Source organism: Allokutzneria sp. A3M-2-11 16 (assembly GCF_024213555.1).
Lineage (GTDB): Bacteria > Actinomycetota > Actinomycetes > Mycobacteriales > Pseudonocardiaceae > Allokutzneria.
This window is the reverse complement of sequence record NZ_JANAVO010000017.1, coordinates 59,219-74,891: the sequence shown is the minus strand read 5'-3', so window position 1 is coordinate 74,891 and position 15,673 is coordinate 59,219. Positions and strand designations below refer to the sequence as shown.

The following is a 15,673-nucleotide window of genomic DNA, read 5'->3' as shown; positions in this document are numbered from 1 at the left end:
CGGGTACCCGCCCCGCGCCCGCCTATCCGGGCCAGCGCCCGTTCTTGCGGAGTTCGAAGCGCCGCTCCGCATAGGCGATGTCGTCGCGCCACAACCGCTTCGCCGCCCAACGCATCGCCGGTCGCACCGCCCCGGCCATCCGTCGCGCGTAGGCGAATCCTGGCCGCGCGGAGTGCGCGATGGTCGCTTCGATCACCGCGGTCCTTGCCGGGCCGATGGGAGTCGCATGCGTTTCCACGACGCTGCCAACGCCCTCGCCCTCCACGATGTGCATGACGACCGTGCGCGGCTCGGGGCAGCTGAACCGCGCGATCACGGGCACCCCGATCCGTTTGGTGAGCCGGAAAGTGACCTCCACGAGGAAGTCGCTCGCGTCCAGCACGCGCAGCTCCGCGAAGGAGTACGGGTGGAACCACGCGCCGTGCCACGGATCGAGCCGGTTGAACACGACGTCCTCGGGCTCGCACCGGCCGAGCACGGTCGCCACCGCGGAGATGGCCCCTTGCGGTGGACGCGCTGGCAGCACGGGCGCGTCCAACGGTTCCTCGCCGCCGACGCGGTCCAGCCGCACCCACGCGAGCACTCCGTCGTCGTGTGCGGGATACCGCGCCCAACCAGCAGTTTGCTTGTCTCCCAACGACATTCCGTGCCAACGGCACACCAGGGCGCCGCCGTCCACGGCCGCGTCGCAGAGGGGAGCGCCGAGGTGCGGGCACGCGCCCGGACCCACGCGCAGCTCCCCGTCAGGAGCCCGCCACGCCACCAGCTCCTGCCCGGCGACGTGCCTGCCGAACGGCCGCGCCGCGGTGATCTCGGAGCTGGCGGCGAGCACGAACCAGTTGCCGGAGGGCTTGGCGAGCGCCCGGTCCAGGGCCGCGGCGATCAGACCGGGCCTGGCGCCGCGCCACGTCGGCTCCTGCCGTGCCCACGGCGGCGGGGAGATGGGCCGGATCGGCCAGTTCTTCGGCCAGCTCATCCCCCGACCCTAGGCCCGCCGCGGCCGGGCTTCCAGCTGACTACACGCATGTGTAGTACGCTGCACGCGTGGATAGTCGAGAGGACCTCACCGCACGGGCGCGGATCCGCGACGCGGCGCTGCGGCACTTCGGCGAGCACGGGTTCGACCGGGCGACGATCAGGGGGATCGCCGCGACCGCGGAGGTGTCGTCGGGGCTGGTGCGGCACCACTTCGGGTCGAAGGAGGCGTTGCGGGACGCGTGCGACGCCCACCTGGCGCGGATGGTCTCGGAGATCAACGACCGGGTCCGCGCCGACCCGGCGCCGGGGGAGGTCAACTACGTCTCGGTGTCGCTGGCCGCGGTGGGGCCGTACCGGGACTACATCCGCCGTGCGCTGGTCGAAGGGCGGGCCGAGCCGCTGTTCGACAAGGTCGTGGAGCTGAGCGCGGACTGGATGGCCGAGGCCGACAAGAAGCGCTCCGACCGCCCGGTCGTCACTCGGCAGGCCAGGGCGACGGTGAGCACGGCGATGGCCCTGGCCGTGACGATGCTGCACGAGCACGTCTCGCGCGGCCTCGGGGTGGACGTGTTCAGCCCCGACGGCGAGGACCTGCTGGCCCGCGTCCTGCTCGACCTCCACTCCCACCCGATGCTCAGTCCGGACGAGGCGGCCGCGATGCGCGCCCGCCTGCCGGGGAAGCCGAGGAAACGGCGATGACGGAAGCGATAGCGGTGCGCGGGCTGGTGAAGCGGTTCGGCCGCACCACCGCGCTGGACGGGCTCGACCTCAGCGTTCGCGCGGGCGAGGTGCACGGCTTCCTCGGGCCGAACGGCGCGGGGAAGAGCACCACGATCCGGGTGCTGCTCGGATTGCTGCGCACGGACGCGGGCACGACCAGGCTCCTCGGGGGCGACCCGTGGCGGGACGCGACCGAGCTGCACCGGAGGCTCGCCTACGTGCCGGGCGAGGTGACGCTCTGGCCGAACCTGTCCGGTGGCGAGGTGATCGACCTGCTCACGCGCCTGCGCGGCGGCGCCGACCGGGCCAGGCGACAGGAACTGGTCGAGCGCTTCGACCTCGATCCGCGCACCGCCTGCCGCGCCTACTCGAAGGGCAACCGGCAGAAGGTCGCGCTGATCGCCGCGCTCGCCGCCGACGTGGAGCTGCTGATCCTCGACGAGCCCACCTCCGGGCTGGACCCGCTGATGGAAGCGGTCTTCCGCGAGGTGATCGCCGAGCGGCGCGGCCAGACCGTGTTGCTGTCCAGCCACATCCTCTCCGAGGTGGAGGCGCTGTGCGACCGGGTCACGATCATCCGGGACGGGCGGGCCGTGGACACCGGCACGCTCACCGAGCTGCGGCACCTGACCCGCACCTCCATCGAGGCCGAGCTCGTCCGGCCCGCCGACGGGCTCGCCGGTCTGCCGGGTGTGCACGACCTGCACGTCAGCGGTGACAAGGTGCGCCTCGCCGTGGACAACAACGCGCTCGACGCCGTGCTGGGGCAGCTCAGTTCCTTGGGGGTCAAGGGTTTCACCGGCCGCCCACCGACGTTGGAAGAGCTGTTCCTGCGCCACTACGACAGGTCGGCACGGTGAACGGGACCGCGCCGCTGTTCCGGTTGGCGCTGCGCCGGGAACGAGGCATCGCGCCGTGGTGGATCCTCCTGCTCACCACCTTGGCGGTCGTGCTGGTCGCCTACATCGAACGGAACATGGGCACACCCGAGCTGAAGGCGACCTACGTCGAGATCCTCAACCGCAACGCCTTCTTCCGCGCGCTGGGCGGCGGCACGGTGGAAGCCGACCTCGGCGTGCTCTCGTCGTGGCGCAGCGGCGGATTCCTTTATGTGGCAAGCGGACTCGCCGCGTTGCTCGCCGTGGTCCGGCACACCCGCGCGGACGAGGACTCCGGGCGGGCCGAGCTGGTGCGCGCCGGGGTGGTCGGCCGCCACACCGGTTTGCACGCGGCGCTGCTGGTCGCGGGCGCGGGCAGCCTGGCAGGAGGAGCGGCGACGGCGCTCGTGCTGATCATGACCGGCCTCGACCCGGTGGGGTCGATCGCCTACGGGGCGGCCATCGTCGTCGCGGGGTGGGTGTTCGCCGGAGTTGGTGCGGTCGCCGCACAGCTCGCCGGAAACGCCCGTACCGCAAGGGTTGTCGCGATGTCCGTGCTCGGAGCCGCCTACGTGCTGCGGTACGCGGGCGACGCGAGCGGGCAGCTGTGGATGAAGTACGTCTCGCCGATCGGCTGGAGCCACCTGGTCGAGCCGTACAAGACGAACCGGTGGTGGATGCTCGCGGTCACGATCGCGGTCGCGGCGGTGCTTTCGGCGGTCGCCCACCTGCTGCTGGAGCGGCGCGATCTCGGCGAAGGGCTGATCCCGGCGCGGGCGGGACGTGCGGAGGCACCGCACCTGCGCGGCCCGATCAGCCTGTCGTGGCGGCTGAACCGGGGGCTGCTGGCCAAGTGGGCGGCCGGGACCGCGATCTTCGCCGCGGCCGCCGGTGGGATGAGCACCCTGGGGCACCAGCTAGGCGAGGTGCCCGCGGCGGTGCACCTCATCGCGGCCTTCGGCAACCCGGCGGGAACCGCGCTCGACGCCGCGCTGTGGCCGCTGATCCTGATCTTCGCGCACGTCATCGCGCTGTACCCGGTGCTGATGGTGCAGCGGCTGCGTGCGGAGGAACGCGGTGGTAGTGCGGAGATCGTCCAGGCGACGCCCGCGACCCGGCTGCACTGGGCAGCAGGGCAGCTGGTGGTCGCCGGGCTCGGCACGGCCGCGTTGCTGGCCGTCGCCGGGCTCGTGTTCGGCGCGTTCTTCGCCTGGCTCGTCGGAGGGCCCGCGGACGTCCTGCGCATCTTCGCCGGGGCCATGGGCACCGTGCCCGCCGTGTGGCTGGTCGGCGCGGTCTGCGTGTTCGCCTACGGGGTGCTGCCGAGGGCCGCCGTGGCGATCTCGTGGATCACCTGGGTGGCGACGGCGACCCTCGGCCAGGTCGTCGGCCCGCTGTACGGGGTGTGGGGCGGAACCCCGTTCGAACCGTTCCACTACATCCCGAACACGGTCGCCCAAGGCGCTTTCGACCCGCTCCCGGCCGTGGTGCTCGTCGCGTTGTCCGCGGTGCTGCTCTCCGGCGGCCTCATCGCCCTACGCCGCCGCGACTTCGGCTAGGCCGTATCCCGCAAGCACTCCCCACCGATCGTGAACACCCCCCGAAACCTCACCAGCGCAGCCCAAAATCCCGTTTCGTACTCAAAACGGGTTTTTGGAGCGCTCTTTTTCCCGTTATGAGTACGAAACGGGGTTCTCTAGACGGCGCGCGCGGGGGATGGGGTGGACGGGCGAATGCGGCGCATGGGGAGAGTTTACTTGGTGTGCGGAGTGCTAGAGGGCGAGTCGGCGGGACTGGTCGGAGGCGAAGACGCCCTCGGGGTCGACGGTGGCGCGGATCTTGCGCCACTCCTCGATCCGCGGGTACATCTTCTCGATCGTCTCCGCGCGCGTCCGCGATTCCTTCGCCAGGTACAGCCGCCCGCCCGCGCCCAGGACCATCTCGTCCAGCTCGTCGCACAGCCGGTGCAGGCCCGGCTTGATCGGGATGTCCACCGCGAGGGTCCATCCCGGCTCCGGGAAGGAGATGTGGCCCGCGTTGCCCTTGCCGAAGCGCTTGAGCACGTTCAGGCAGGAGATGTGGCCGGAGGAGGAGATCTTCTCCATCGTGGTGCGCAGGAACGGTTCCTGGCCGAACGGGACCACGAACTGGTACTGCAGGAACCCGTTGCTGCCGTAGCCGCGGTTCCACTCGCCGAACATGTCCAGCGGGTGGAAGAACTGGGTGATGTTCTGCACCGAGCCGAAGCGCGTCGCGCCCATCCGGTAGTACGCCTCGTTGATGATCTTCGCGGTGAGCTTGTTCAGCGCCCAGTTGGGGAAGATGTCCGGGATGGTCAGCAGCTGCGGCGCGTCGAACTTCAGCGGGTCCTTGCGCAGCTTCTTCGGCAGGTCCTCCAGCTTCGCGGGCCAGCCGCGCAGCAGCGTGCCCCGGCCCATGCGCTCGCCGGTGGTCAGCGAGTCGAACCAGGACTTCGAGTAGGTGTACTGGTCGTCGTTGTCCTGCAAGCGTTCCAGCAGCTGGTCGAAGTTCTCGGTCTGCTCGACGTCGGCCAGGAAGTAGGAGGTCTCGACGCGCTTGAGGCGGATGGTCGCGCGCAGCACGACGCCGGTGAGGCCCATGCCGCCCGCGGTCGCCCAGAACAGCTCGTCGTCCTGGGTGATCCTGCGGATTTCACCATTTGCCGTGAGCAGGTCCATGGACAGCACGTGGTTGCAGAAGCTGCCCTGCGTGTGGTGGTTCCCGCCGTGCACGTCGGCGGCGATCGCGCCGCCCACGGTGACCTGCCGGGTGCCCGGCAGCACCGGCACCCAGAGCCCGTACGGCAGCAGGCGGCGGACCAGGGTGTCCAGGCTGACGCCGGAGTCCGCCTCGACGATCGCCTCGTCCACGTTGATCGCGTGGATCTTGTCGAGCGCGGTCATGTCGATCACCAGGCCGCCGGCGTTCTGCGAGGAGTCGCCGTAGCTGCGGCCGAGACCGCGGGCGATCACCCCGCGCTGCCCGGCCGTGCGCACCGCGCGGGCGATCTCGTCCACGTCGCCGGTGCTCACCACCTTGGCGGTGGTGGGAGCCGTGCGGCCCCAGCCGGTGAGCGTGCGGTTCGTCGTGGGAACGTCGGTCACTGCCTGGATCTCGGTGGCTGCCACCTGGCCGAGTCTAGGGACGGCAGATGCTTGCTTCGGTGAAACAACTGTTCTACCGTTTGTTTCATGCAAGCACATAAATCGGAGGTCGCGGCCCTGGTGGCCACGGTCGAGCGCTTCGGCGAATCGCTGCGCCGGGGCACCTCGCGGGTCTACGACCCGGTGCGGGTGGGCGTGCTGCGGATCGCCGCCGAGCGCGGGAAGGTCCGGCCCGGCGAGGTGGCCGAGGCGCTGGACGTGCTGCCCTCGTCGGTGACGCGGCACGTGCAGGTGCTCGCCGAGCAGGGTTTCCTCGCGGTGACCACCGATCCCAGCGACCGCAGGGCCTCGCTGGTCGAGGCGACCGACGCCGGGCGCGACCAGGTGCGGCAGTTCGTCCAGGCGGGCGTGGACGTCTTCGGCGCGGTCGTCGCGGACTGGTCGGCCGAGGACCTCCGCACCCTGAACGGACTGCTGGAGCGCCTGCTCGCGGACTGGGCCGAGAAGGGGACCGAACACCAGCGCGCGTACCGCGCGAAACGTCGATTCGGGTGGAGCGAGACATGACCAAGGTGATCGTCGTCGGCGGTGGGATCGGGGGTTTGGCGCTGGCGCAGGGACTGCGCGGGGCCGGGCTCGGTGTCGAGGTCTACGAGCGGGACCGGCACCGCACGGATCGCTTGCAGGGCTTCAGGATTCACATCAACCCGGACGGCGCGGCGGCGCTGCGGGAGTGCCTGCCCGCCGAGGCGTTCGAGCGGTTCCTGGCGAGCAGTGGCAAGGGCGGCAACCAGTTCACGATGGTCACGGAGCGGCTGAAACGCCTGCTGCACCTGGACGAGGAGACCATCGGCACCGGCCACCACGGCGTCAGCCGGATCACGCTGCGGCAGATCCTGTTGTCCGGCATGGAAGACGTGGTGCGCTTCGACAGGAAGTTCGAGCGCTACTCGGTGGCCGACGACGGCCGGGTCACCGCGCATTTCGCTGACGGGACCACGGCCGTGGGCGATGTCCTCGTCGGCGCGGACGGTGCGGGATCGCGGGTGCGCGGCCAGTACCTCCCGCACGCCGAGCGCGTCGACACCGGGATCGTCGCCATCGCGGGCAAGTACATGCTGACCGAGGAGAGGCGCGAGCTGATCCCGCCCGCGTTCCTCGCCGGGCCGCTGAGTGTTTTGCCCTCCAAGAGCTGTGGCATGTTCATCGCCCCGCACGACTTCGACGGCGGCGTCAACGATCAGGACGACCCGGACGCGTTGTTCGACAACACCGCGCCGTATGTCTTCTGGTCGTTCTCGGCGAAGCGCGAGTACTTCGGCGAGGACCTGGATTCCTTGGGCGCTCGGGAACTCCGCGACCTCGTGTTGCGGTCGACCACTGGCTGGGCGCCACAGCTGCGCGCGTTGGTCGCACTGTCCGATGTGGACACTACGACCCTGCTGCCGATCCGTTCGGCCGCCCCGGTGCCGAAGTGGGCGGCCAGCTCGGTCACCCTGCTCGGCGACGCCGCGCACAGCATGACACCGTTCCGCGGCGTTGGTGCGAACATCGCGCTCCGCGACGCACAGTTGTTGTGCCGCAAGCTGATCGAGGCCGAGCGTCCGTTGGTGGAACGCATCGCGGAGTACGAGGCGGAGATGACCGAGTACGGCTTCGCCGCCGTGCGCGCCTCGCTGACCGCGGCCAAGCAGGCCGTCAGCGGCGGCAGGGCCGCGCGGTTGGCCGGGCGCGCCGCGTTCCGCGTTCTCGACGCCGTGCCCGCGCTGAAGCGCCGCGCCTTCGCCGACATCGGCCGCTAGGGCGCGGTGATCGCGGCGACCATGACGTGCCGGATCGCCTCGGTGATCTCCTCGACCGGGCGCAGCGTGTCGTGCGCCTGCCACTCCCGCAGCAGTCCGGTCACCACACCGACCAGGGCGATGGAGATCAGCCGGTAGTCCCGCACCGGGGCGTGACCGACCGAGGCGGCGTGCGCGGCCTCGTCCTCGATCAGCGCGGCCCACTTGGCCACCCACTCCTGGTGCTGGCGTTCGAGCTCCGGGCTGACGCCGACGGCCTCGACGTAGTTCAGCCGGGGCAGCCGGGGATCGGCGGTGACGCTGCCCATGAACGCGTCGAGCAGGGTGGCGATCCGGCTCGGCACGTCCTCGCCGGTCAGCTGCTCCAGCGCGCTCGCGACGCGGTCCAGCGCGGCCTCGTTGATCCGGTCGTGCAGCGTGAGCAGCAGCGCCTGCTTGGTCGGGAACTCCTCGTAGAAGTTCCTGGTCGACACCCCGGCGTCGGTGCAGATCCGTTCGATCCGGCTGGCGTGGTAGCCCTCGGTGGTGAAGCGCTCCAGCGCGGCGTCGAGCAGCCGGGTGCGGCGCTCGGCCCTGCGCTGCTCGGCGGGCACGCCCCGGTAGGTGCGTGTCGATCGAGCCATGGCGGTCCTCCTGCGGTCTTGGTGATCACCACCTTAGTGGTCAGGGGGATTGTCAGACCGTGTTCGGGTGGCTACTTTGTGAAAATCCCGCTTATCAAAGTCGGGTAGCTCGCAAAGGAGCCGTCGATGTCTCCGCTGTCCCGCTCACGCGTCGTCGCCGTCCTCGCCCTGTTGTTCCTGCTGGTCGGCATCCCTGTCACCGCCTCGGCCACCTCGGTTCCGATCCCGTCGGCCGATCCCTTCTACCAGCCTCCCGACCCGCTTCCGGCCGGAAAGCCCGGCGAGATCCTTCGATCCCGGAAGATCGTCGCGAAGTTCGCGTTGCTGCCCGCCCCGGTTCAGGCGTGGCAGATCCTCTACCGTTCGACCTCCGCGACCGGTCAGCCGATCGCGGTGTCCGGCACCCTGCTCGTCCCGCCGACGCCCTGGGTTTCAGGCCCGCGCCCCCTGCTGTCCTACGCCGTGGGCACCCACGGCCTCGGCGACATCTGCGCGCCGTCGTTCACGATCCGCGCGGGCATCGAGAACGAGGTCGCGCTGATCGCGCAGCCGCTGCTCAGGGGCTGGGCCGTGGTGATCACCGACTACCAGGGCCTCGGCACGCCCGGTGTGCACACCTACGCGGTCGGCCAGTCCGAGGGGCGGAGCATGCTCGACGCCGCCCGCGCCGCCCAGCACCTCATCGGCTCCGGCCCGGTCGGCCTCTGGGGCTTCTCGCAGGGCGGCCAGGCATCGGCGTTCGCGGGGGAGTTGCAGCCGAGCTACGCGCCCGAGCTGAACCTCGTCGGTGTGGCGGCCGGTGGTGTGCCGCGTGACCTCGCCGCGCTCGCGCCGGTGATGAACGGCGGGCCGTTCTTCGGCCTCGCGGTCGGCGTGATGGCGGGCTACAAGGCGGCGTATCCCGAGCTGCCCTACGAGGACCTCCTCAACGCCCACGGCCGCCGCCTCGTCGAGGAGACGAGCAAGGACTGCGTCGCGGTCATGGTGCCGCGCAACGCTTTCCAGAGCTTCGCCACCATCGCCTCGGTGCCCGACCCGTTGGCGAACCCGAAGTGGCAGGCGCGCCTCGCGGAGAACCGCGCCGGGCAGAAGGCGCCGCGCGCGCCGGTCTACCTGGTGCACGGCGACATCGACCCGTTGATCCCGCACAGCATCGCCAAACCCCTGCTGAACTCCTACTGCTCGCTCGGAGCGCGGGTGCAGTGGCGGACGATCCCGTTGGCGGGCCACATCACCGGCGACGTGGTCGCCACACCGCTGGCGATGGAGTGGCTCTCCGCCCGCTTCTCCGGCAAGCCCGCCCCCACATCCTGCTGACCGCAGTACGTGCGCACCGGCGGTCAGGTGACTGTGACGGGGTGGCGGGCCACTGCGCCGAAGAGGTAGCCGAACTTGTTGAACGGCACCTGAAGTGGTTGCGTGGCACCGGTGCTGTCGGTGGCAGCGGCCATCAGGGTGTGGCGGCCGGGACGTTCCGGGCACCACGTGTACGCCCACTGCAACCAGGCGCGGTCGCGACCCAATGGCCGCGCCTGGTGCCACGTCGAGCCGCCATCCGTGCTGATGCGGACGCTCCGCACGTAGCCCTTGCCAGACCACGCGCGGCCCGTCAGCACGTGGCGGCGACCCGCGGTGAACTGTGCGTCCCACGGCAGTTCGAAGGCGCACTTGGAGACCTGAGTGGTCAGCGGCGCACTGCCCTCGGGCGGGTAGGTCGGGCCGAACAGGCGGTAGAACTGGGTGTTCCACGGCGAGAACAACGGCGTCGCGGAGACCTCGATGGAGCCGACCCACTTGATGTTCGAGATCCCGGTCCACGACGGCACGATCAGCCGCACCGGGAAACCGTGGTCCGGCGGAAGCGTCTCGCCGTTCATCTCGTAGGCCAGCAGCGTGTCCCGCAACGCCTTGGCCACGGGCAGCGGACGTCGAACGCGACCGTGGTTTGCTTGCCCGTCAACGAAGTCCGGGTCCAGGCCGCTCGCCATCACGTCCACCGCCGCGGAGGTCATCCCGGCCCGCTCCAGGACCGTGGAGAGCCGGACGCCGCGCCACCGCGCGACACCGATCCCGCCGAGCAGCCACGGCGTTCCGGGCACCGGAGTTCCTTGCTGCGTGGTGTAAAGGCTTCTGCCGTTGCCCGCGCACTCGACGAACTCGGTGACCGTCTCCGCGGGCAGGCCGAGCAGGTCTTCGTAGCTGAACGACACCGGGCCAACGCGCAGTCCCGTGCCGAACAACCGCAGCCGCCAGGTCCGCGCGTCGATCGACGGGGTCTTGGTGTGGTTGCGCACGAAGAACCGGTCGTTGGGCACGGTGAACCCCTTGCCGCGCATGGCTTCCCAGCGCATCTCTGCGTTCGTGCCGTGATCGATGAACAGCTCCGGCGGCAACGGCTTCACGATGGAGCCGGCCTGAGCGGACGCGCTCTGCCCGCCCAGGCCGGAGAACGCGGCGGCCGCACCCAGTCCCGCGCCGAGGTGGAAGAAACCCCGCCGGGACAGCCAATGCGTCAGCCGCCGTTGGTCATAGCTCGCCTCGTCTATCGCCACGAACGCAGTATTGGCTCAACAGAGCCGAAAACAACCGCGTGGACCGAAGGGCTACCCCAAGGTGCGGAGCTGTTCCGACATGATCAGGAACGCCCCGAGGCCGTGCAGGTCGTTGGTGTTGCGCTTGCGGTTGAAGTAATAGCTCGCGTCGCCGACGTTGGTACCTTCGGAAATGTCGCGCACGTCGGTCAGCCCGTCCGGGTTCACCGACACCTTCGCCAGCACGCCGCGATAACCCTTTGAGGCAACCGTTCGGTACCGCGCGTCGAGAAAACCCCTTTGCACTCCGCGGGAAAGCATGAACGTGTACATCGCGGACGCCGAGGTCTCCGTCCAGTTCCTGGCGTCGCTGCCCTTGTCGACGACCTGGAACCACCGCCCCGTCGCTTTGTCCTGGTACCGCTCGTAACCGCGGGCCAGGTGCTGGACGATGCCGATCAGCTCCGCGCGTCGCGGGTGGTCGGCGGGCAGGATCTCCAGCAGGTCGATCGCGGCCATGCCGAACCAGCCGATCGCCCGCGCCCAGTGTTCCGCGGAATGCTTGCCGGGATTGTTCGCCCACGGCTCGTCGCCCTGCTCGTCGTAGGCGTGCCACAGCAAACCGTTGTCCGCCTTGAGATGCTTGAAGTAGACGGCCATGTTGTCCACGGCTTCCTCATAGGCGTACGCGCCGTCGCCGTATTCCTTGCCGTACATGGCGAGGAAGGGCTGCGCCATGTACACACCGTCCGCCCACAGCTGTCCGACTTTGCCTTTCGCGTGCCACATTCCGCCGTCCGAGGTGCGCGGGTAACCAGTGATCGCCGCGCGGATCTTGTCTGCCGCCTTGCGATACTTCGCCTGCCCCGTCTCGGCGTGCAGGATCACCAGCAACGTGCCCGACCGCATCTCGTCGAGGTGCGTGAAACTCTGCTGGATGCTCCCGTCCTCGGCGACGAAGCGATCCACCCATTCCTTGATATAGCTCAGATACCGCTTGTCGCCAGTGCGCTTGTAGACCAGGTACTGCGCGTACAGGTAGAGCCCCCGCGTGTAACCCCAGCCGCCGAGCGTGGCCGGGGTGTGGCGCTTCATCGTCGAGTCCACAATGGACTTCGACCAGTCGGGGGCGGCGTTGGCCGGGATCGGGAAGGACAGCATCGCGGTCACCAGCAGGACGGCGACGCGGGACAACGGCTGCGGGCTGGGCATCGGTTGCTCCTCCAGCTGAGCCCGCGGCGGGAGGCTCGGTTTCTCGGGTCTTGTTCTCAGGGGTACACGGGACACCGGGCGCCGGTCAAGCAAAGGTCGGATGTATTCGCATGAATGGAGCATTTGTGGGGTGGGATCTGGGGTAAAGGTGGGGTGTTTCGGGGTGTCTTCCGGCTTGCACGGGCTGGGCTTCCAGCGTTCGCGGGCTGCGACTTCCAGCGTTCGCGGGCTGGACTTCCAGCGGAGTTGGCTGGACTTCCAGCGGTGGGGTCGGCTTGACCTGGGGCCCCTTGCGCGTGCCCTTGGGCCTCTCGGGGGCACGGGATGAAACCCCGGCCCTCGCGATGAGCGTATGGCACGCGCTCCCCAGGTAAAGCCGACCGTTCCAGCGGCGGCTCACGCTTGTCCGGCGCCTGGGTTTTCCCTTGTGTGGCAACGATTTGACATGCTGAAAAGATGTGATTAAGTGGAGGTATCCACATGGGAGGGAGGTGTGATCATGTTGGATACCAAGGCAATGCGGGAGATGCTCGCCGCGCAGCTGGCGGCCAACGACTCCTACCAGCTCTCCGAAAACGACCACCTCGAATTCCTGTCGGAGTTGGAGACGATCGGCAGGCTCCTGATGGCGGTGAAGACCGATGCCAACACTCAGGCCGACGATCGTGTCTTGCACGCCACGTACGGGTGCAAGGACTTGGCGATGTTGTTGTGTAACAAGCTGCAGATCCATCCCGGTGAGGCGAAGCGGCGGACTCGGTTGGTGCGGGAGTTGCCGACACTCCCGAATACCCGGGAGGCGATGTATGCGGGTGAGATCAGTGGTGAACACGCGTTGGTGATCTCCGATGCCATCAAGCGTCTCCCGCCGGAGCACGAGGCACGTGCTGAACGTGTGCTGGCGGATGTCGCTCCGACGTTGGACCCGGAGTTCCTGAAGCGCGCGGGGAAGTACGTGCGGACGGTGGTCGACCCCGACGGCGTCTACAAGGATGAGAAGGACGCGATCGAGCGGCGTGCGGCGCGGATGTCCCGAGGCAAGGACGGGAGTGTGCGCCTCAGTGCCACGATGGGTCCACTCGACGGTGAGAAGGTCTCCAACTTCCTCCTCGCCATGGCCAAACCCCGATCCGTGGACGGCGAGAAAGACCCCCGCACCTTCGAACAGCGGTTGGCCGATGCCTTCATCGAGGCCATGACCATCGCGATGGCCCACCACGACATCCCGGGCTTGCCCCGCTCGCTGCTGGTCATGACCATGAACGCCGACAACCTCAAGGACAAGACCGGGTGTGCCCGGACTGACACTGGTCAGCCGGTGTCCCCGGACCTGGCCCAGCACGTCGCCTGCGATGCCGATATCGCTGAGGTCGTGCTCGGGGAGAAGGGTGAACCCCTCGCCTACGGACGCGGACGACGACTCGCCTCACTCGCCCAACGACGAGCACTCGCGGTGCGGGACAAGGGATGCGCCTTCCCCGGCTGCGATCGGCCTCCCTCGTGGACAGAAGCTCATCATGTGGTGCATTGGATCGACGGCGGACCGACCGACCTCGACAACCTCGTCCTGCTCTGCGTGTATCACCATCATGTGATCCACGAACAGGATTGGGTGATCATCTTCGAGCACGGGATACCGAGCTTCATCCCACCGAAATGGATCGACCCTGACCAGGCGCCGTTGCGGAACATCAGGGTGGATTGCCCATTGGTGCTATAGCCGGGACGTCCACAGTGGACGGACGCCCCGGAGCAGCGCAACGGAAAGGAGACTTACCTGGCGTGCGCGTGCCACACGGTCACGCGCGAAGGGCGCACGCGCCCCAGGTCAAGCCAAACCCACGCTGGCAGTGGGCGCGAACCTCCACAAGGTCTCCTCGGTGCTCTCGTCCACCAGAGCCGCCTGCACCTCCTCCGGGACGAACCGATCGGTCGGGACGGCGAACACGACGGTCGCGGCACGGTCCTGGTAGCGGGCGGAATAGCTCACGAAGCGCCACTCGCCCTCGGTCCACGTATCGCGCACGTCGGAACGCAACAAGCCCGCGACGGCGCGGTAGGCGGGGCTGCGCTCCACCTGCTCGACGCCCGCCGCCAACGGGACCCGCACGGGAAGCCCGGCCAGCGGATGGCTGAGGCGGACCCGCAAGCGCCGCAACGGCAACAGCCAGTACCGGTCGAGCTCCGCCGACAGGGCCACGAAAACAGCCAGACCGGCGAGCACGACCAGAGGCGAAGCGGCTTCCTGGCCAGCGCCAGCGGCCATCGCGGACGCGAGCACGAGCAGGCAGGCGCGGCTCAGCGAACGCCAGCCGATCGGACCGCCCTTGCCGCCCATGCAACCGCAGTCGGACTCGGGCCGGACTCGCCGCGCGTACACCAGGTACGCGACGAAACCCAGGGCCAGAGCGGTCGCGGCGAGGCCCTCGGCGAACTCCACCGGGGGCAGGGCGAGCGCGGCGGCGATCAGCAGTTCGACGACGCCGACCGCGCGGTAGGCGGTCAGCTCGCGGCCCTTGCCCACCAGGCGGTCGAGCGCGGTGCGGCGCGCGGCGAGGCCGGGCGCGGGGCCGAAGAGTTTCACGCCGCCCGTCCAGGCGAGCACGATCGCCACCACGAAAACCTGCGAGGACAACAACATCGGGGTCTCCCTCCCACTGCCGGGGAGGGATCCGGGCGGAACAGGGCCGCCCGGATCCCTCGTGGTCCGGCGCCGGACTACGCGGCGGCGAACACCGTCGCGATGTCGACCTCGTTGGTGTCGGGCCGCCACGCGCCGATGACCTGCACGTGCTTGCCGACCTGCAACAGCGACAGGTCGGAGACGGCCGGGGTGTCGTTGTAGACCGCCGCGGTGGTGCCCGCGACCACGTGCCCGACCACCCGGTCCCCGTGGTGGTCCAGGTGCAGCACGTCCCGCTCCATCGCGGTGATGTGCGCGGTCAGGTTGACGATGTTGACCCACACCGAATCGGCGGCCAGGGTGCCGTCGTCCAGTTTCAGGCCGCGGGCGTAGAGCCCGTCGCCGACCTTGATGGCGTCGAAGGTGGTCGGCCGCAGCTTCCAGAGGCTGGTGCCGTCGGTGACGTGGATGCGGTGCAGCGTCCGGTCGGACCCGGTCACCATCAGCATCGAGCCGGTGATCGCCGAGATCCGCCCCTCGGCGAAGTTCGGGTCCGGCAGCGCCGGGTCCAGCTCCAGGCTGGGCGAGGCCAGCGCCTGTTCCGGGGCCACCGAACCGAACGCGGTGGCACCGACGACGGCCGCGCCGCCGAGTGCCGCCGAACTGAGGAAACGCCTGCGTCCCAAGGAACTCATCGTCCAGCCCCTCTCACGCGACCGTGCAGGGCAGGCGCCCGCCGGAGAGACTGCCGATCGCGCTGTACGCGGCCGGGGTGAGGTCCATGATCCGGTTCGTGCCGCACTTGGCGCCGCAGCACGTCTTCTCACCGCACCACAGGTCGGTCTGCGGGCCGCAGTCGGCGATCTTGACCCGGACCGCCTTGTTGTTGCACAGGCTGGTGATGGTGAACTGGTGCCCGCAGGTGCGGCGGACCAGGTTCTTGCCGCACTTGTCCGGCCGGGTGATGTCGAAGCAGTTGTTGGACGCGTTGGGCCATGCGCACTGCATGCTGGCGGAGTTGCAGGTCCCGCAAGCGCCCTTACCGGTGGAGCCGCACGGACCCCAAGCGGCACCGCAACAGAACCAGGTCGTGGACCCGGTGACTGGAGCCATGTGGTTGCCCTCATTTCGCACGGTGGAGCACAGCGAACTGACGGGGCCACCAAGGCAGGGGAGGCGGC

General features: G+C 69.3%; 15 protein-coding genes. 7 read left to right on the top strand and 8 right to left on the bottom strand.

Annotated elements, in window-relative coordinates; translation table 11 throughout:
- Nucleotides 1-22 precede the first annotated feature (22 nt).
- A complete protein-coding gene (locus NLX83_RS36445; protein ID WP_254239821.1) occupies nucleotides 23-976 on the bottom strand; it encodes a DUF5914 domain-containing protein in 954 nt (317 codons plus the stop codon).
- A gap of 68 nt (nucleotides 977-1,044) precedes the next feature.
- On the opposite strand from NLX83_RS36445, the gene NLX83_RS41670 reads away from it, so the two are divergent.
- From NLX83_RS41670 to NLX83_RS36430, 3 genes are read left to right on the top strand one after another with little or no spacing between them, the layout of a single operon-like run.
- Entirely contained in the window at nucleotides 1,045-1,677 is a 633-nt protein-coding gene (locus tag NLX83_RS41670) for a TetR/AcrR family transcriptional regulator (RefSeq protein ID WP_308209447.1), read from the top strand.
- Nucleotides 1,674-2,558, top strand: coding sequence for an ABC transporter ATP-binding protein (locus NLX83_RS36435; protein WP_254239820.1), 885 nt, complete (start codon nucleotides 1,674-1,676; stop codon nucleotides 2,556-2,558). The genes NLX83_RS41670 and NLX83_RS36435 overlap by 4 nt, the downstream gene beginning before the upstream one ends.
- Nucleotides 2,555-4,135 carry an ABC transporter permease gene (locus tag NLX83_RS36430; protein WP_254239819.1) on the top strand — a complete coding sequence of 527 codons (1,581 nt, stop codon included), beginning with the start codon at nucleotides 2,555-2,557 and terminating at the stop codon, nucleotides 4,133-4,135. Before NLX83_RS36435 ends, NLX83_RS36430 begins: the two co-directional genes overlap by 4 nt.
- Nucleotides 4,136-4,348: 213 nt before the next feature.
- On the opposite strand, the gene NLX83_RS36425 is transcribed toward NLX83_RS36430, so the two are convergent.
- On the bottom strand, nucleotides 4,349-5,701 hold the full coding sequence (locus NLX83_RS36425) for an FAD-binding protein (RefSeq protein WP_254239837.1): 1,353 nt from the start codon (nucleotides 5,699-5,701) through the stop codon (nucleotides 4,349-4,351).
- An 87-nt stretch (nucleotides 5,702-5,788) separates the two neighbouring features.
- Between NLX83_RS36425 and NLX83_RS36420 the strand changes: the two genes are divergently transcribed.
- Both NLX83_RS36420 and NLX83_RS36415 read left to right on the top strand, forming a co-directional pair.
- Entirely contained in the window at nucleotides 5,789-6,268 is a 480-nt protein-coding gene (locus NLX83_RS36420) for a MarR family winged helix-turn-helix transcriptional regulator (RefSeq protein WP_254239818.1), read from the top strand.
- Nucleotides 6,265-7,503, top strand: coding sequence for an FAD-dependent oxidoreductase (locus NLX83_RS36415; protein ID WP_254239817.1), 1,239 nt, complete (start codon nucleotides 6,265-6,267; stop codon nucleotides 7,501-7,503). Before NLX83_RS36420 ends, NLX83_RS36415 begins: the two co-directional genes overlap by 4 nt.
- On the opposite strand, the gene NLX83_RS36410 is transcribed toward NLX83_RS36415, so the two are convergent.
- On the bottom strand, nucleotides 7,500-8,126 hold the full coding sequence (locus NLX83_RS36410; RefSeq protein ID WP_254239816.1) for a TetR/AcrR family transcriptional regulator: 627 nt from the start codon (nucleotides 8,124-8,126) through the stop codon (nucleotides 7,500-7,502). The two genes, NLX83_RS36415 and NLX83_RS36410, sit on opposite strands and share 4 nt — an antisense overlap.
- A gap of 126 nt (nucleotides 8,127-8,252) precedes the next feature.
- Between NLX83_RS36410 and NLX83_RS36405 the strand changes: the two genes are divergently transcribed.
- Nucleotides 8,253-9,443, top strand: a complete 1,191-nt coding sequence (locus NLX83_RS36405) for a lipase family protein (RefSeq protein WP_254239815.1) — start codon at nucleotides 8,253-8,255, stop codon at nucleotides 9,441-9,443.
- Nucleotides 9,444-9,466: 23 nt separating this feature from the next.
- On the opposite strand, the gene NLX83_RS36400 is transcribed toward NLX83_RS36405, so the two are convergent.
- Nucleotides 9,467-10,678: a sulfite oxidase gene (locus NLX83_RS36400; RefSeq protein ID WP_254239814.1), complete on the bottom strand. Its 1,212-nt coding sequence runs from the start codon at nucleotides 10,676-10,678 to the stop codon at nucleotides 9,467-9,469.
- A gap of 51 nt (nucleotides 10,679-10,729) precedes the next feature.
- Nucleotides 10,730-11,869, bottom strand: coding sequence for a glycoside hydrolase family 88/105 protein (locus NLX83_RS36395; RefSeq protein WP_254239813.1), 1,140 nt, complete (start codon nucleotides 11,867-11,869; stop codon nucleotides 10,730-10,732).
- A gap of 499 nt (nucleotides 11,870-12,368) precedes the next feature.
- On the opposite strand from NLX83_RS36395, the gene NLX83_RS36390 reads away from it, so the two are divergent.
- A complete protein-coding gene (locus NLX83_RS36390; RefSeq protein WP_254239812.1) occupies nucleotides 12,369-13,589 on the top strand; it encodes an HNH endonuclease signature motif containing protein in 1,221 nt (406 codons plus the stop codon).
- A 108-nt stretch (nucleotides 13,590-13,697) separates the two neighbouring features.
- Here NLX83_RS36390 and NLX83_RS36385 read toward each other — a convergent pair whose 3' ends face one another.
- The 3 genes from NLX83_RS36385 to NLX83_RS36375 form a co-directional block, all read right to left on the bottom strand.
- Nucleotides 13,698-14,510, bottom strand: a complete 813-nt coding sequence (locus NLX83_RS36385; protein WP_254239811.1) for a MauE/DoxX family redox-associated membrane protein — start codon at nucleotides 14,508-14,510, stop codon at nucleotides 13,698-13,700.
- 77 nt (nucleotides 14,511-14,587) lie between these two features.
- Complete coding sequence (locus NLX83_RS36380; protein ID WP_254239810.1) at nucleotides 14,588-15,187, bottom strand: DUF5666 domain-containing protein; 600 nt, start codon at nucleotides 15,185-15,187, stop codon at nucleotides 14,588-14,590.
- A 13-nt stretch (nucleotides 15,188-15,200) separates the two neighbouring features.
- Nucleotides 15,201-15,500 carry a septal ring lytic transglycosylase RlpA family protein gene (locus tag NLX83_RS36375; protein ID WP_254239809.1) on the bottom strand — a complete coding sequence of 100 codons (300 nt, stop codon included), beginning with the start codon at nucleotides 15,498-15,500 and terminating at the stop codon, nucleotides 15,201-15,203.
- Nucleotides 15,501-15,673: the final 173 nt, after the last annotated feature.

Bases quoted from the DNA above. Each gene is read 5' to 3' on its own strand.
- NLX83_RS36435 (WP_254239820.1), top strand. From the start codon at position 1,674: ATGACGGAAGCGATAGCGGTGCGCGGGCTGGTGAAGCGGTTCGGCCGC.
- NLX83_RS36415 (WP_254239817.1), top strand. From the start codon at position 6,265: ATGACCAAGGTGATCGTCGTCGGCGGTGGGATCGGGGGTTTGGCGCTG.
- NLX83_RS36385 (WP_254239811.1), bottom strand. From the start codon at position 14,510: ATGTTGTTGTCCTCGCAGGTTTTCGTGGTGGCGATCGTGCTCGCCTGG.
- NLX83_RS36375 (WP_254239809.1), bottom strand. From the start codon at position 15,500: ATGCAGTGCGCATGGCCCAACGCGTCCAACAACTGCTTCGACATCACC.
- NLX83_RS36420 (WP_254239818.1), top strand. From the start codon at position 5,789: ATGCAAGCACATAAATCGGAGGTCGCGGCCCTGGTGGCCACGGTCGAG.
- NLX83_RS36395 (WP_254239813.1), bottom strand. From the start codon at position 11,869: ATGCCCAGCCCGCAGCCGTTGTCCCGCGTCGCCGTCCTGCTGGTGACC.
- NLX83_RS36445 (WP_254239821.1), bottom strand. From the start codon at position 976: ATGAGCTGGCCGAAGAACTGGCCGATCCGGCCCATCTCCCCGCCGCCG.
- NLX83_RS36405 (WP_254239815.1), top strand. From the start codon at position 8,253: ATGTCTCCGCTGTCCCGCTCACGCGTCGTCGCCGTCCTCGCCCTGTTG.
- NLX83_RS36380 (WP_254239810.1), bottom strand. From the start codon at position 15,187: ATGAGTTCCTTGGGACGCAGGCGTTTCCTCAGTTCGGCGGCACTCGGC.
- NLX83_RS36410 (WP_254239816.1), bottom strand. From the start codon at position 8,126: ATGGCTCGATCGACACGCACCTACCGGGGCGTGCCCGCCGAGCAGCGC.
- NLX83_RS36390 (WP_254239812.1), top strand. From the start codon at position 12,369: ATGTTGGATACCAAGGCAATGCGGGAGATGCTCGCCGCGCAGCTGGCG.